This window comes from Streptomyces sp. DSM 106670 (genome assembly GCF_055792845.1).
In genome coordinates this window covers 5,248,271-5,261,371 of the sequence record NZ_CM147704.1, presented here as the reverse complement: position 1 = coordinate 5,261,371, position 13,101 = coordinate 5,248,271, and the positions used below count along the sequence as shown (strand labels likewise).

15 protein-coding genes are annotated in these 13,101 nt (G+C 70.3%); 10 read left to right on the top strand and 5 right to left on the bottom strand.

Translation table 11 applies throughout. The features are described from left to right. The first annotated feature begins 72 nt into the window (after positions 1-72). From ACSMXR_RS23440 to ACSMXR_RS23430, 3 genes are all read left to right on the top strand, one after another. The gene (locus tag ACSMXR_RS23440; RefSeq protein ID WP_473169841.1) at positions 73-885 is read left to right on the top strand and encodes an inositol monophosphatase family protein; all 813 of its coding nucleotides are present in this window, start codon (positions 73-75) and stop codon (positions 883-885) included. Between the two features lie 59 nt (positions 886-944). Next, the gene (locus tag ACSMXR_RS23435; protein ID WP_376188400.1) at positions 945-1,589 is read left to right on the top strand and encodes an NADPH-dependent F420 reductase; all 645 of its coding nucleotides are present in this window, start codon (positions 945-947) and stop codon (positions 1,587-1,589) included. Between the two features lie 478 nt (positions 1,590-2,067). After that, positions 2,068-2,580, top strand: a complete 513-nt coding sequence (locus ACSMXR_RS23430) for a hypothetical protein (RefSeq protein ID WP_473169840.1) — start codon at positions 2,068-2,070, stop codon at positions 2,578-2,580. Between the two features lie 168 nt (positions 2,581-2,748). Here ACSMXR_RS23430 and ACSMXR_RS23425 read toward each other — a convergent pair whose 3' ends face one another. The 5 genes from ACSMXR_RS23425 to ACSMXR_RS23405 all read right to left on the bottom strand — a co-directional run bounded on the left by ACSMXR_RS23425 (position 2,749) and on the right by ACSMXR_RS23405 (position 6,889). Then, the gene (locus ACSMXR_RS23425; RefSeq protein ID WP_240805919.1) at positions 2,749-3,057 is read right to left on the bottom strand and encodes a transcriptional regulator; all 309 of its coding nucleotides are present in this window, start codon (positions 3,055-3,057) and stop codon (positions 2,749-2,751) included. Beyond that, positions 3,057-3,467, bottom strand: a complete 411-nt coding sequence (locus ACSMXR_RS23420) for a hypothetical protein (RefSeq protein ID WP_473169839.1) — start codon at positions 3,465-3,467, stop codon at positions 3,057-3,059. Before ACSMXR_RS23420 ends, ACSMXR_RS23425 begins: the two co-directional genes overlap by 1 nt. Before the next feature lie 133 nt (positions 3,468-3,600). Beyond that, positions 3,601-4,179 carry a hypothetical protein gene (locus tag ACSMXR_RS23415; RefSeq protein WP_473169838.1) on the bottom strand — a complete coding sequence of 193 codons (579 nt, stop codon included), beginning with the start codon at positions 4,177-4,179 and terminating at the stop codon, positions 3,601-3,603. 118 nt (positions 4,180-4,297) lie between these two features. Then, positions 4,298-5,119 (bottom strand): DUF4328 domain-containing protein, encoded by an 822-nt coding sequence (locus ACSMXR_RS23410; protein WP_473169837.1) that lies wholly within the window; start codon positions 5,117-5,119, stop codon positions 4,298-4,300. A 159-nt stretch (positions 5,120-5,278) separates the two neighbouring features. Beyond that, entirely contained in the window at positions 5,279-6,889 is a 1,611-nt protein-coding gene (locus tag ACSMXR_RS23405; protein WP_381790225.1) for a family 20 glycosylhydrolase, read from the bottom strand. A gap of 417 nt (positions 6,890-7,306) precedes the next feature. On the opposite strand from ACSMXR_RS23405, the gene ACSMXR_RS23400 reads away from it, so the two are divergent. The 7 genes from ACSMXR_RS23400 to ACSMXR_RS23370 all read left to right on the top strand — a co-directional run bounded on the left by ACSMXR_RS23400 (position 7,307) and on the right by ACSMXR_RS23370 (position 13,091). Beyond that, on the top strand, positions 7,307-7,855 hold the full coding sequence (locus ACSMXR_RS23400; protein ID WP_473172435.1) for a 2-oxo-4-hydroxy-4-carboxy-5-ureidoimidazoline decarboxylase: 549 nt from the start codon (positions 7,307-7,309) through the stop codon (positions 7,853-7,855). A gap of 211 nt (positions 7,856-8,066) precedes the next feature. After that, positions 8,067-8,447, top strand: coding sequence for a succinate dehydrogenase, cytochrome b556 subunit (gene sdhC, locus ACSMXR_RS23395; RefSeq protein WP_073740310.1), 381 nt, complete (start codon positions 8,067-8,069; stop codon positions 8,445-8,447). 5 nt (positions 8,448-8,452) lie between these two features. Next, positions 8,453-8,935, top strand: a complete 483-nt coding sequence (locus tag ACSMXR_RS23390) for a succinate dehydrogenase hydrophobic membrane anchor subunit (protein ID WP_030084561.1) — start codon at positions 8,453-8,455, stop codon at positions 8,933-8,935. A 29-nt stretch (positions 8,936-8,964) separates the two neighbouring features. Continuing rightward, positions 8,965-10,719 carry a succinate dehydrogenase flavoprotein subunit gene (gene sdhA / locus ACSMXR_RS23385; RefSeq protein ID WP_137232375.1) on the top strand — a complete coding sequence of 585 codons (1,755 nt, stop codon included), beginning with the start codon at positions 8,965-8,967 and terminating at the stop codon, positions 10,717-10,719. Next, positions 10,719-11,486, top strand: a complete 768-nt coding sequence (locus ACSMXR_RS23380; RefSeq protein WP_030084559.1) for a succinate dehydrogenase iron-sulfur subunit — start codon at positions 10,719-10,721, stop codon at positions 11,484-11,486. Before sdhA ends, ACSMXR_RS23380 begins: the two co-directional genes overlap by 1 nt. A 142-nt stretch (positions 11,487-11,628) precedes the next feature. Then, positions 11,629-12,228, top strand: coding sequence for a hypothetical protein (locus ACSMXR_RS23375; RefSeq protein ID WP_030084557.1), 600 nt, complete (start codon positions 11,629-11,631; stop codon positions 12,226-12,228). A 14-nt stretch (positions 12,229-12,242) separates the two neighbouring features. Continuing rightward, a complete protein-coding gene (locus tag ACSMXR_RS23370) occupies positions 12,243-13,091 on the top strand; it encodes a hypothetical protein (RefSeq protein ID WP_473169836.1) in 849 nt (282 codons plus the stop codon). Positions 13,092-13,101 lie beyond the last annotated feature (10 nt).

Sequence of the window (13,101 nt, the reverse complement as noted above, 5' to 3'; positions counted from 1 at the left end):
GGCGGCCTAGTTTCGAAGTGCGGGGGCGAGACATACCGCCGCCCCGCACCTGCCAACCCCCGGGAGCCCAGCGTGACCACACCCATGCCTTTCGACGCCGGCACGAAGCTCATGTCCGAAGTGACCGCCGCGGTGGAGGCCGCCGGCGTCACACTGCGCGACCGCCACACCCCGCAGGCCCGGGACGTGAGACTTGACGAGGTCGTCGCGGAGATCCACGCCAACGACGACGCGGTACTGGAAGTGCTGCGCGAACCGCTGCTGCGGGCCCGGCCGGGATCGCGGTGGGCCGAGGACGAGCTGGCCGGCGGCGCGCTCCCGGCCGGGGAGTGGTGGGTCGTCGACCCCGCCGAAGGCAACATCAACCATGTCCACGGCATGGAGGAATGGGCCGTCACCGCCACTCTGGTCCGCGACAACCAGCCGGTCCTCACCGTCGTCCACCTGCCGCTGACCGGCGACACCTACACGGCCGTCGCCGGGGGCGGCGCCCACCTCAACGGCCACCCTCTGAAGGTGTCCGCCAAGACCGGGCTGGATGCCGCGCTCGTCGGCACGGGTCAGGCCAGGCCCGGTGAGAGCGCGCGGACCTTCCGGCGGATCGGTGACTCCGTCACCGCCATGCTCGTCGACGGCCTGGTCGTGCGTGTGTCCGTCCCCGCCACCATGCAGCTCATCCATGTGGCCGCCGGACGCATGGACGCCTTCTGGCAGTTCTCCGACGTCCGCTCCGGCCTGGTTGCCGGCGCCCTGCTGGTCTCCGAGGCCGGCGGAACCGTCACCGACCTGGCGGGCGAGACCTGGAACACGGGCAGCCGGGACTTCCTCGCCTCCGCCCCCGGCATCCACGGCGCCGCCCTCAAGACCCTCTCGCCGATCGTCTGACGTACGGCTCTCTCCTTCTCCTCCCCCTCCCCCCGAAGTACTGCAAGGAGCTTCTCCTCATGGCCAACATCGGCATCCTGGGCGCGGGCCGCGTCGGATCCAACCTCGCCGACAAGCTCGCCGCCGCGGGGCACCACGTCACCCTCGGGCTCCGGGCCTCGGAGGACGCCGCCGCCCGCACCGCCGGGACCGCGCCACGGATCGCCTTCGCGGACCAGCGCACCGCCGCCCGCACAGCGGACATCGTGATCAACGCGACACCCGGCGACAGCTCCCTGGACCGCCTCACCGACCTGCGCACCGAGCTGTCCGGGAAAGTCCTCGTCGACGTCTCCAACGCCACCCGCGACGCCGACGACGGCCTGCCCGGCGACCTGTGCTATCCCGGCAGCAGCCTCGCCGAGAAACTCCAGGCCGCCCTCCCCGGCACCCGGGTGGTGAAGACCCTCAACACCATGCTGTTCATGGTCATGACCGCCCCCGAAACTCTGACCACCCCGCCGACCGTCTATGTCTCGGGCGACGACCGGGCCGCGAAGAAGACCGTCACCGGTCTGCTCACCGACCTGGGCTGGCAGCCCGGATGGATCGAAGACCTCGGCGACATCAGCACGGCCCGAGCCACCGAGGCCATGATCCTGGTCGTGCCGCACATCCTGCGCCGACACGGCTTCAAGCCCTTCGCCGTCTCTCTCTCACGCTGAAAACCCCAGGGCCGGGCCCCGGCCGATGAGCGGCGGTTCACACCGTCTTTCGTTGCCCGTGCGCGGTCGGCGAACTCCTGGACCGCAGCTGCACAGCGTCCTTGGCAGTCATTTGAATTACGCGGACGACAACTCCCCCCGAGCGGGAGACAATTGCGCATTCGAAAAGCAGGCCGATCGGAACAGTGAGTTCAGGCGACGGGCGTGAAGCCTCGGACGTTCCGCAGACGGCCCGTGAGAGGCCTCACTTTACGGTGAATTGAACTGTCACCAGTTGGGCGTTAACGTCTTTCACGCCCAACCGGACTGGTCCAGGCCATTTCGGAAATATGACGATGCACGGGGGGAGGCCGGCGATGCCATCAGGTTTCGCAGGCCACGACAGCATCACCGGGCCTCACCTCGTGCGCATACAACGCACTAAGGACTGTACGTGAACCGCAGCGCAATGCGCTTTCGCACGACTGTGATTTCCACCGTGGTGGCCGGTGCTGTCACCTTCACCGGTATCGGCACCGCGCACGCGGCCGAGGCGTCCGGGGCCCGGGACAACGGCGCCGCGGCCCAGAACACCGGTGTCGGCAGCGAGCCCACCGCCGAGCAGGTCGACGAGCTGGCCCGCTATCTGCAGGCCCTCGACAACGGCGACGTCCTGGATTCCCGGGGCGTGTTCGACTACGAAAAGACCCGCGCCGAGTTCGGCGTCGAGTTCGCCGACGCGATCCAGGCGAAGCTCAGCGGCGACATTCCCGTCGGCGCCTACGGCAGCTACACCTCGTGCCTGCTCAAGGGCGTCGGTCTCGGCGGCCTGGGCAGCGCCACAGCGGCCATCACCGCCAAGCTGAAGAAGAAGCACTTCACGGACGCGGCCAAGCTGATCATCAAGGAGGCCGCCAAGCGCGGTATCAAGGTGGGCGTCAAGGGCGGCGTCGCGGGGCTGGCCGCCTCACTGGGGACGTACGCCGTGTGGTGCGCCACCCCGTGGGCCTGAGCCGCACGGTGAGCTAGTCGCCTGATCCGACGGCGGCGGCGAAGGGGGTGCGACCGCCGGGTCGCGCCCCCTTTTTCCTCCGGTCACCTTTTCTGCGGTCACCTATTCTCCGGCGCCTTTCTGCGACGCCCTTTCTGCGGCACTGGGGCCTTCAGCCTCCGGAGGCCGTCAGCCTTCGCCGACCAGGGCCCGCAGGTGCGTGAGGTACTCCTCGAAGCGCTCCCGCCCTTCGTCGGACAGGCGTACGAAGGTACGGACACGGCGTCCCTCGCCGCGCAGCTTGGCCAGCTCCACCACGCCCGCCTCCTCCAGGACCCGCAGCTGCCGTGAGAGCTCCGGCGAATCCAGGTCGAGGGCTTCGCACAGATCGGCGAAGGACGCGTTGTGCACGCGCCGCAGGGTGCCCAGCACGGCCAGGCGGACCGGCGAATGCATCAGGGTGGTCAGAGCCTGCCGGTGGTGCCCGTCCTCGCCCATCAGGCCCTCCACCGCGACACCAGGTAGCCCAGCAGGACCAGCGCGGAAGCCGCGGCCGGGACCACGATGCCGATGGTGGAGTCCGGGGTGTCCCACAGAACGTTGCCCGCCGGAAGGCCCAGCAGGAAGCCGGCCGCGATCCCGGCGCCGCTCTCCAGCCGGGTGTGCGGACGGCGCAGCGCGCGCTCGCGGTGGTAGTAGTTCCAGCCGACCACCACGGCCAGCGCCGCCAGACACACCGGGATGCCGAGCGCGAGCGGCACCCGCTGTTCGGCGGCCGCCCACAGGGCGCCGAACAGGGCGGCCGCCGACACCACTCCCCCCACGCGTTCGCCTGTCGTGGCAGGCCGGTTGAGGGCGGGTGCGCCCTCGGCGGCGGCGAGCTGGTCGGCTGCGGTCTGTGGGTCCATCACGGAAATCCCCCCGGGTCGTGCGGATCTTTCAGTTGCGATACTCGCACTCACTTGGCAAAACAGCAAGTAAGGGGCGGGAGGGGGCCCGACCCAGGGGCCCGACCCTGGGCTCACCCCCGAGCCCCTGGGCTCACCCCCGCCCGCGGGCCCTCCGCGACATCACCGCGCGCAGCACCCGGCGGCCCTCCGTGGACAGGTCCAGCGCCTTGCGGAGGCCGGCGCCGCTGCCTGTCGTACCGGTGGTCTCCGCGAGGATCTCCAGGATGCGGACCTGCCGTTCCAGCTCCCCCGCGACCAGCGGGCCCACGGCGGCCGGTTCGCCGCTGCGGGCCGTCTTGAGCAGGTGGTCCCCGTCCGGCGGTACGTCTTTGTCCGGGGCGTCGAACCGGCCGTGGACCCTCAGCGCGACCAGCGAGCAGGCGTCGGCCCACTCCCGCAGCGGTACGGGGGCGAAGTCGGAGGGGGCGGCGCCGACCATCGACCGTACGAGCGCGGCCGGGCCGTCGGGGACCGGCGCGTGCTCCATCTCCGTCCGTACCGCGGCGAGCCGGATGGCCCAATCCTGTCCGTCCCCACAGCTCGCCCAGAGCGGGCGCAGCGGCTCCGCGTCCGGTCCCGCGAGCAGCGGCAGGCAGCGGTCCAGGCAGGCCACGGCACTGGCGGCCAGTGCGCGCTCGTCGGCTCGTTCGATCAGTTCCAACAGACTCATCGACGTCTCCCTCGGTCTATCGGATACTGCGCCGAATGGCTGAAAATCGTCACTTCGGAGCCATCGCCACTTCGGAGCCATCGTCGGCACGGAGCAGCCGTCTACCGGGCAGCGGCCGTCACCGGTGGGCGCCCGGGACCACCGTGGCGGGCAGCACGCCGTGCGCGGCACGTTCGACCTGCATCCGGGTCACCGTGCGGACGAAGAGGATCGCGAGCACCGCGGCGACGACGTCCAGCGCGTCGGAGGCCGCCACCAGACCCGCCGCCCGCACGATCTCCGCCGGCTCCCCGGCCCGCTCCCACAGGCGCCCGGTGACGCGGGAGGCCAGGAGCGTCGCGACCCACGCGGCCCACCAGAGGTTGAGCGGGGTACGGGGGACCGTGCGCCAGCCGCCGTCCGAGCGGGTCTGCGCGCTGGCCTCCCAGATGCCGCTCGCCACGCGGTACGGGAACCAGAAGTTGGCGACCGGGACGAACCAGCCGCCCACCGCCCAGCCCGGACCCATCCGCTGCACCCCGGCGTCGAAGACCTCGGCGTTCCGGCGGGTCCGGTGGAACCAGACGATGAAGACGACGGCGGTGGCCACGAGCGCCGCGCCCTGGGCGAGGGCCGCGATGCCGTACAGCCGCTCGGCCGTCTCGCCGTCGCTGCCGTAGACGTCCAGAGCGCCCTCCGTCGCCAGCCGGTCCCAGAGGGCGCGCACGCGCAGGCCGGTGCCGACGGCGAACAGGTCGGCGGCGATGACCACGCCGAGCAGCGCCGTCACCGCCCGGGACAGGCCGACCGGCGAACGCGGCCAGGTGCCGACGCCCCAGCCCCCGGGTCCGGCGGCCGGGGGCCGCAGGCCGTCGGGCAGCGGGGGCCGGGTGCCCGAGCAGAAGGTGCACAGGCCGTCGTCGGTCACGGCCGTTCTGATACGGCAACGGGTGCAGAGCATGACGAAGTCCCCCCAGGACGCGGTGTCGGTGCACGGCCGCGCGTCCCTCCCCAGGAGCGCGCGGCCGGCGGTGCGCAGGCCGGCGGCTGCCGGGCTGTCCGCCTCGCATCTTCGCAGGTGGGCGAGGGTAGGGACAGCCCTTTCAGCGGCGGCTCACGGTCACCCGGCGCTGCCGGTCCGCTTCGCCAGTTCCTGGAACCGGGCCCAGCTCAGCGCGGGCTCGCGCGGGTCCCACAGCTTCTGCGAGGTCGCCACCAACGGCATCCTGATGCCGTTCGCCACCTGCTGGGTGGTCTGCGCGTTCGGCAGGTCTCCCCAGACCGCGAACCGGCCGCCGAGGATCTGCTTCGAGTAGCGGTCGGCGACGGGCTCCGTGCCGCGCAGGACCAGCGGGGTCCACTGCTCGTAGATCCGCTCGCCGGTCGGGTAGACGAACTCGTTGGGCTCGCCGAGCACGTAGTAGAGGAACTCGTCGTTGAGGTTCAGCATCTTGTAGCCCTCGGCGAGGTACTCCTGCGGCGGGCGGGCGCCGATCTCCTTGCCGGTCCAGTACTCGATCTCGATGTTCTCGTCGGCCTTGACCTTCGTGCCCCGGAACAGCCCGTCGTTCCAGGCCTTCGCGGTCCGGCCCTTGGGGACGACGACGTCCGCGCGGTCGTTCAGCCAGCTGGTGGCCAGGTCCTCGATGGTGGCGCCCGCGCCGAGCCGCTCCTCGGCGGCCCGCTGGAGCTGGGGGTAGGAGGCGGCCGGGTTCCGGACGGTCAGCGCCTGGTACTCGTCCGCGCCGAGGTGCCAGAAGCGGCCCGGGAACAGCTCGGTGTACTCCTCCAGGAGTTCGTCGATGAGCTTGGCCGCGGCCGGCTTGGAGATGTCGATGGACCCCTTCGACTCGACGCCCGCGGTGTTGCGCAGCTGGAGGTCGGGGTGGGCGGCCAGCACCGCGCCGAGGTGTCCGGGCGAGTCGATCTCGGGGACGACCTCGATGTGCCGGCTGTTGGCGAGGCCGACGATACGGCGGACCTCGTCCTGGGTGAGGGCCTCGTCGGAGACCACCTCGGGGTGGGACTTCGACTCGATCCGGAAGGCCTGGTCGTCGGAGAAGTGCAGGCCGAGCTGGTTGAGCTTGAGGTCGCCCATCTCGCGTATGCGGTCCTCTATCCACTCCGCGCTGTAGTGCTTGCGCGCGATGTCGAGGTTGAGCCCGCGCTGCGGCCGGTCCGGCCGGTCGTTGACGACGCCCTCGGGGAACGTGCCGTCCGCCTTGAGCGACTGTTTGAGCGTACGGGTGCCGTAGAAGACGCCCGATTCGTCGGGTGCGGTGATCTTCACCTTCGCGTCGCGCACGGTGAGCGTGTACGACTCGGCGGGGCCCGCGTCCTTGGCGCCGAGCGCCAGCTCGACGTCCCCGGTCCGCGCCGGTTCGGCGCCCCGGTAGCGGATCTTCAGCTCCTTGGCGAGCAGCTCCGCCTCGTCGGCGAGCACCTGGCTGCCCTTGGCGATGACGACCGTGCTGTCCTTGCCCGGCCGCCAGCCCGGTCCGCGCGCCGCCGTGTGCTCGCGGACCGCGGGGATCACACTCGGCGTGCTGGACATCGGGTAGCTGCGGGAGGGCGACGGGGCGGCGGCCTCCGCGGAGGTGCCGGAGGGCGACGCGGTGTCGCCGGACGGTCCGCTGCCGGACCCCTCCGGCCAGACGACGACGGTGAGGACGACGGCGGCTGCGGCCGTGACAGCCGCGCCGGTGACAAGGGCACCACGCGAGGGCGACATCGGGCAGATTCCTCCGTTGAGGGGGCAGGGACGAGTGAAACGGGTGAAGAGGGTGCAAGGTTGGCATTTTTGCCGTGGCCTCGCCCATCGAGGGCTCGGGGGGATCGGACAGGACCCCGGCCCACACGGGTCAGGCGTCCATCACACGTTCCGAAACTCTCCCGTTCGGGTGATTTTTCTCCGGTCCTTCGGACGGCCGCCGACCGGTCTCGCTAGCGTTGCGACACATTCGTCTCTCCCTTCACCCCCACCCCACGCAACCTCATCGCGCTCCGGCCTGTCTTTCAGGAACGGAGGCCTCTTCCCGGGGTCACAGGGTCACCGATGTCATTGAACGAGGAGTCCACGCTGTCCAGGTCCAGCGAGTCCCCCGCCGGCCTGCCGAAGCGATCCACGCCCCCGGCCGGCCGGTCGGCCGTGCCCGTGCAGCCGCACCACCCGGTTCCGGCCGACGGCCCTGAGGCGCCGCGCACCGGCGGGTCGTCGGTTGATCATGCCGTCGGTCTGGCCCATTTCAACAGCCTGCCCTTCGCCGCCGCCGAGGCGGCCTTCCTGGAGTGCTGCGGAAGTCTCCGCTGGGCCCACCGGATGGCCGCCCACCGCCCCTACCCGGATCTCGGCTCCCTGCTGGCCGCCTCCGACGAGGCGGGCTACGACCTCGCGCCCCGGGACATCGCGGAGGCCCTGGCCGCGGAACCGGCCCCCTGCCTGCACCACGACGCCCCGCGCGCCGCCCATCTGGCAATGCGGGCCGCGCACGCGGCGTACGAGAGCAGGTTCGGCCACGCCTTCGTGATCTGCCTGGACGCCTACCAGCCCTCCCAGCACGTGGACCAGGTGCTGGCCGGGATCCGGGTCCGGCTGGCGCACGACCCGGACGAGGAGCGGGCGGTGACCGCCGAGGAGCTGCGCCGACTCGCCCGGAGCCGGATCGTCGAGCTGGTGACCGCGGACCTCGGACGGTAGCGCCAGGGGGTCTCGTACCACCGGGGCGATCAAGACACTCTCTAGCCCGTACGTGCCCCTTTGATTGCCACTTTGATCACACCAGAGGCCCCGGCGCGAACGAACCGACAATGCGTCGCTACGATGGCCGGGGCCGGTGGACCGTACCCGGCCGGGTCAGACCGACAGTCAAGCCGGCCGACCCCAATCCCCGCTCCCGGAGGGTTCTTCCGTGCCGGCTGGAACGCTGTACCGCGGCCGGGAAGGCATGTGGTCCTGGGTGGCTCATCGAGTCACCGGTGTCCTCATTTTCTTCTTCCTGTTCGTACATGTCCTGGACACCGCTCTCGTCCGCGTCTCCCCCGAGGCCTACGACGATGTCGTGGCCACGTACAAGACGCCGATCGTCGCGCTCCTCGAATACGGCCTCGTGGCCGCGATTCTCTTCCACGCGCTGAACGGTCTCCGGATCATCGCCGTGGACTTCTGGGCCAAGGGCCCGCGACTCCAGAAGCAGATGCTCTGGACCGTGGTGGGCATCTGGATCGTGCTGATGGTCGGGGCCCTGTACCCCGTCCTCGGTCACGCCGTACGCGACGTCTTCGGGAGCTGAGGCCCATGTCCAGCGAGACTTCTTCCGCAGCCGCGATCGGCGACGTCGAGGGCGTGAGCCTGTTCGACGTCGACCACCCGGCCCCGGTGATCGAGGCGCCGCGCAAGCGCACGGCCAAGACGCCCAAGGGTTCGCGCACCAACTTCGAGATGTACGCCTGGCTCTTCATGCGCCTGTCGGGCATCGTCCTGACCGTCCTCGTCATCGGTCACCTGCTGATCCAGCTGGTGCTCGACGGCGGCGTCTCCAAGATCGGCTTCGCCTTCGTGGCGGGCCGCTGGGCCTCGCCGTTCTGGCAGGTCTGGGACCTGACGATGCTGTGGCTCGCCATGCTCCACGGCGCCAACGGCCTGCGTACGGTCATCAACGACTACGCCGAACGGGACAACACCCGCTTCTGGCTGAAGATGCTCCTGTACACCGCCACGGTGTTCACCGTCCTGCTGGGCACGCTGGTGATCTTCACCTTCGACCCGAACATTCGCTAGGCGCCGGGACAGAGGGACCAGAGGAAACCATGCAGATCCACAAGTACGACACCGTCATCGTCGGCGCCGGCGGTGCCGGCATGCGCGCGGCCATCGAGTCGACCAAGCGCAGCCGTACCGCCGTGCTGACGAAGCTCTACCCCACCCGCTCCCACACGGGCGCCGCGCAGGGCGGCATGGCCGCCGCGCTGGCCAACGTGGAGGAGGACAACTGGGAGTGGCACACCTTCGACACGATCAAGGGCGGCGACTACCTGGTCGACCAGGACGCCGCCGAGATCCTCGCGAAGGAGGCCATCGACGCCGTCCTCGACCTGGAGAAGATGGGCCTGCCGTTCGGCCGCACGCCCGAGGGCAAGATCGACCAGCGCCGCTTCGGCGGTCACACCCGTAGCCACGGTGAGGCCCCGGTCCGTCGCGCCTGCTACTCGGGCGACCGCACCGGCCACATGATCCTCCAGACGCTGTACCAGAACTGCGTCAAGGAGGGTGTGGAGTTCTTCAACGAGTTCTACGTCCTGGACCAGCTGATCACCGAGGTCGACGGGGTCAAGAAGTCCTCCGGCGTCGTCGCGTACGAGCTGGCGACCGGCGAGATCCACGTCTTCCAGGCGAAGTCGGTCATCTACGCCTCGGGCGGCACCGGCAAGTTCTTCAAGGTGACGTCCAACGCGCACACCCTGACCGGTGACGGCCAGGCCGCCTGCTACCGGCGCGGTCTGCCGCTGGAGGACATGGAGTTCTTCCAGTTCCACCCGACGGGCATCTGGCGCATGGGCATCCTGCTGACGGAGGGCGCCCGCGGTGAGGGCGGCATCCTCCGCAACAAGGACGGCGAGCGCTTCATGGAGAAGTACGCGCCCGTCATGAAGGACCTCGCGTCCCGTGACGTCGTGTCCCGCTCCATCTACACGGAGATCCGTGAGGGCCGCGGCTGCGGTCCCGCCGGTGACCACGTCTACCTGGACCTCACCCACCTGCCGCCGGAGCAGCTGGACGCCAAGCTCCCGGACATCACCGAGTTCGCGCGGACGTACCTCGGCATCGAGCCCTACACGGACCCGATCCCGATCCAGCCGACCGCGCACTACGCCATGGGCGGCATCCCGACCAACGTCGAGGGCGAGGTGCTGGCCGACAACACCACCGTCGTCCCGGGCCTGTACGCCGCCGGCGAGGTCGCCTGTGTCTCGGTGCACGGCGCCAACCGCCTCGGCACCAACTCGCTGCTCGACATCAACGTCTTCGGACGCCGTTCGGGCATCGCCGCCGCCGAGTACTCCGTGAAGAACGACTTCGTCGAGCTTCCCGAGAACCCGGCCCAGCTGGTCCAGGACCAGGTCGAGCGGCTGCGCAACTCGACGGGCACCGAGCGGGTCGCCGAACTGCGCACGGAGCTGCAGGAGTGCATGGACGCCAACGTGATGGTGTTCCGCACCGAGCAGACCATCAAGACGGCGGTCGCCAAGATCGCCGAGCTGCGCGAGCGCTACCTGAACGTGTCCATCCAGGACAAGGGCAAGCGGTTCAACACCGACCTGCTGGAGGCCATCGAGCTGGGCAACCTGCTCGACCTGGCCGAGGTCATGGCGGTCTCCGCGCTCGCCCGCAAGGAGTCCCGCGGCGGTCACTACCGCGAGGACTACCCCAACCGCGACGACGTCAACTTCATGCGCCACACCATGGCGTACCGCGAGGTGGCCGCCGACGGCGCCGAGTCGATCCGGCTCGACTACAAGCCGGTCGTGACGACCCGCTACCAGCCGATGGAGCGTAAGTACTGATGGCTACCCCGACCCTGGACAAGACCGACAACGCCGAGGCCGGCTTCGCCGACTCGCCGTTCATCACGGCCACGTTCCGGATCCGCCGCTTCAACCCCGAGGTGTCGGACGAGGTCCAGTGGCAGGACTTCCAGATCGAGATCGACCCGAAGGAGCGTGTCCTCGACGCCCTTCACAAGATCAAGTGGGAGCTCGACGGAACCCTGACGTTCCGCCGTTCCTGCGCCCACGGCATCTGTGGTTCCGACGCGATGCGGATCAACGGCAAGAACAGGCTCGCCTGCAAGACTCTGATCAAGGACATCAATCCGGACAAGCCGATCATGGTGGAGGCCATCAAGGGCCTCACGGTCCTCAAGGACCTCGTGGTCGACATGGACCCGTTCTTCCAGGCGTACCACGACGTCATGCCCTTCCTCATCACCAAGGGGAACGAGCCGACCCGCGAGCGTCTGCAGTCCCCCGAGGACCGCGAGCGGTTCGACGACACCACCAAGTGCATCCTGTGCGCCGCGTGCACGTCCTCGTGCCCGGTGTTCTGGAACGACGGCCAGTACTTCGGCCCGGCGGCGATCGTCAACGCGCACCGCTTCATCTTCGACTCGCGCGACGAGGCCGGCGAGCAGCGCCTGGAGATCCTCAACGACCGTGACGGCGTGTGGCGTTGCCGCACCACGTTCAACTGCACGGACGCCTGCCCGCGTGGCATCGAGGTCACCAAGGCGATCCAGGAGGTGAAGCGCGCGCTCATCACGCGTCGCTTCTGACCTCCGCGTAGCACCTGTTACGTCGACAGGCCCCGTTCCCGCAGCCTCACCGCCGCCGGGAGCGGGGCCTGTTGCTGCGCCCGGGCCGCGTGGGCGGTACGGTTCAGCGGAGCTGAAGACCGAAAGAGAAACGGGGATCGTCGTGAGCGAGCCGAATCCGTACGCGGACGACGCGTACAAGTGGGGCCCGCCCCAGCAGCCGGGCCACCAGCCGACCGTCGCCGACGGTCAGGCGTACGGCTATCCGGCGCCGGGCGCCACTCCCGCGTACGGCTATCCGCAGCAGCTGCCGGAGTCCGCGGCCCAGCCCGGCCCCGGTTACGGGTACCCCAACGCGGCGCAGCCGACGATGCCCGGCCAGTACCTTCCGGTGCCGCAGGGCGTGCCCGGCCAGGGCGGCGTGCCGGTGCTGGCGATCGGCGACATCACCGTGATGAGCGACGCGATCGTCACCCCGTCCGGCTCGATGCCGCTCAAGGGCGCGGTCTGGACGGCCACGGACATGTCGCGCACCGAGGAGAAGATCCCGACGCACGCGGTCGTGCTGGCGATCATCTTCGCGCTGTTCTGCCTGATCGGGCTGCTGTTCCTGCTGATGAAGGAGAAGCGGACCACCGGCTTCATCCAGGTCACGGTCACCAGCGGCGGCCGGCACCACTCCACGATGATCCCGGCCGTCGGCCCGTACACCTTCCCCGCGGTGATGGGCCAGCTCAACCAGGCCCGTTCCATGAGCGCCTGAGTCGCGCGCCGCCCATGGCACGTTTCGAGCACACGGTCTGTGTGGCCGCCCTGGACCGCGGCTGGTTCGAGGAGGCCGCCGGGCATGTGGTGGACCTCTTCGAGGCCTCCCGCGAGCAGGGCGGCGCCCTTCTGCTGCCCGACGGGCGCCCGGTCCACGGCCTCCGGCTGCTGAAGGGGCGTCATCTGCAGCCGGGGGCGGAGTACGGGGAGACACCGGATCCGGAGAAGGACGGGGCGGGCGCCCCGGAGACCGCCGTCCTGCGTGAGTGGCGGCCCTCCCGCGCCGTCGAGGTGGAGAGCCTCGTGGCGGAGGAGGGCATGTCCATGCGGGTACGGATACGGCTGCGCGAGCCCCGGACGCCCAGGACGCTGGAGCTGTCCCTCGACGGGCACAATCCGCAGGGCGGTTCGCTGTACCGCTTCTCGGGGCGCGGCAAGGCCGACCTGCACGCCTGGTGGGCGGCGCTGGACCGGCCCGCCGCGGCTCCCCCGGCCGCCCGGGCCCCGGTCGTCGGGAAGGCGGTGCACCGGCTGGCCAAGGCCCGTCTGACGGTCACCCCGCGCCCGGCCGGGGACGGTTCCTGGCAAGTCCGTGTGGTGCTGGGCGTGCGCGGGCGGTGGCTGCTGCGGCCGGTGGGCGCGGTGGCGCTGTTCTTCGCCCGGGGCCCGGTGGCGCGGGGCTTCCGTGAGGCGGTGGAGGGCGCGGCCGAGGAGTGGAACACGGCGCTCGCGGAGCTGACGCCGCTGCACGGCGAGGCGTTGCGCGCGGAGATCGCGAACGCGCTGACGGAGCCGCCCGAAGGGCCCGAGCCGTCCGAACCGCCGGAACGGCCGGAGCCGGAAGAACCCAAGGTTCTCTGACCCACCCCCT

Excerpts from the sequence above, each read along its gene's own strand:
- ACSMXR_RS23415 (WP_473169838.1), bottom strand. The coding sequence starts at position 4,179 with ATGAGTCTGTTGGAACTGATCGAACGAGCCGACGAGCGCGCACTGGCC.
- ACSMXR_RS23370 (WP_473169836.1), top strand. The coding sequence starts at position 12,243 with ATGGCACGTTTCGAGCACACGGTCTGTGTGGCCGCCCTGGACCGCGGC.
- ACSMXR_RS23435 (WP_376188400.1), top strand. The coding sequence starts at position 945 with ATGGCCAACATCGGCATCCTGGGCGCGGGCCGCGTCGGATCCAACCTC.
- sdhA (WP_137232375.1), top strand. The coding sequence starts at position 8,965 with ATGCAGATCCACAAGTACGACACCGTCATCGTCGGCGCCGGCGGTGCC.
- ACSMXR_RS23420 (WP_473169839.1), bottom strand. The coding sequence starts at position 3,467 with ATGGACCCACAGACCGCAGCCGACCAGCTCGCCGCCGCCGAGGGCGCA.
- ACSMXR_RS23405 (WP_381790225.1), bottom strand. The coding sequence starts at position 6,889 with ATGTCGCCCTCGCGTGGTGCCCTTGTCACCGGCGCGGCTGTCACGGCC.
- ACSMXR_RS23380 (WP_030084559.1), top strand. The coding sequence starts at position 10,719 with ATGGCTACCCCGACCCTGGACAAGACCGACAACGCCGAGGCCGGCTTC.
- ACSMXR_RS23425 (WP_240805919.1), bottom strand. The coding sequence starts at position 3,057 with ATGGGCGAGGACGGGCACCACCGGCAGGCTCTGACCACCCTGATGCAT.
- ACSMXR_RS23390 (WP_030084561.1), top strand. The coding sequence starts at position 8,453 with ATGTCCAGCGAGACTTCTTCCGCAGCCGCGATCGGCGACGTCGAGGGC.
- ACSMXR_RS23410 (WP_473169837.1), bottom strand. The coding sequence starts at position 5,119 with ATGCTCTGCACCCGTTGCCGTATCAGAACGGCCGTGACCGACGACGGC.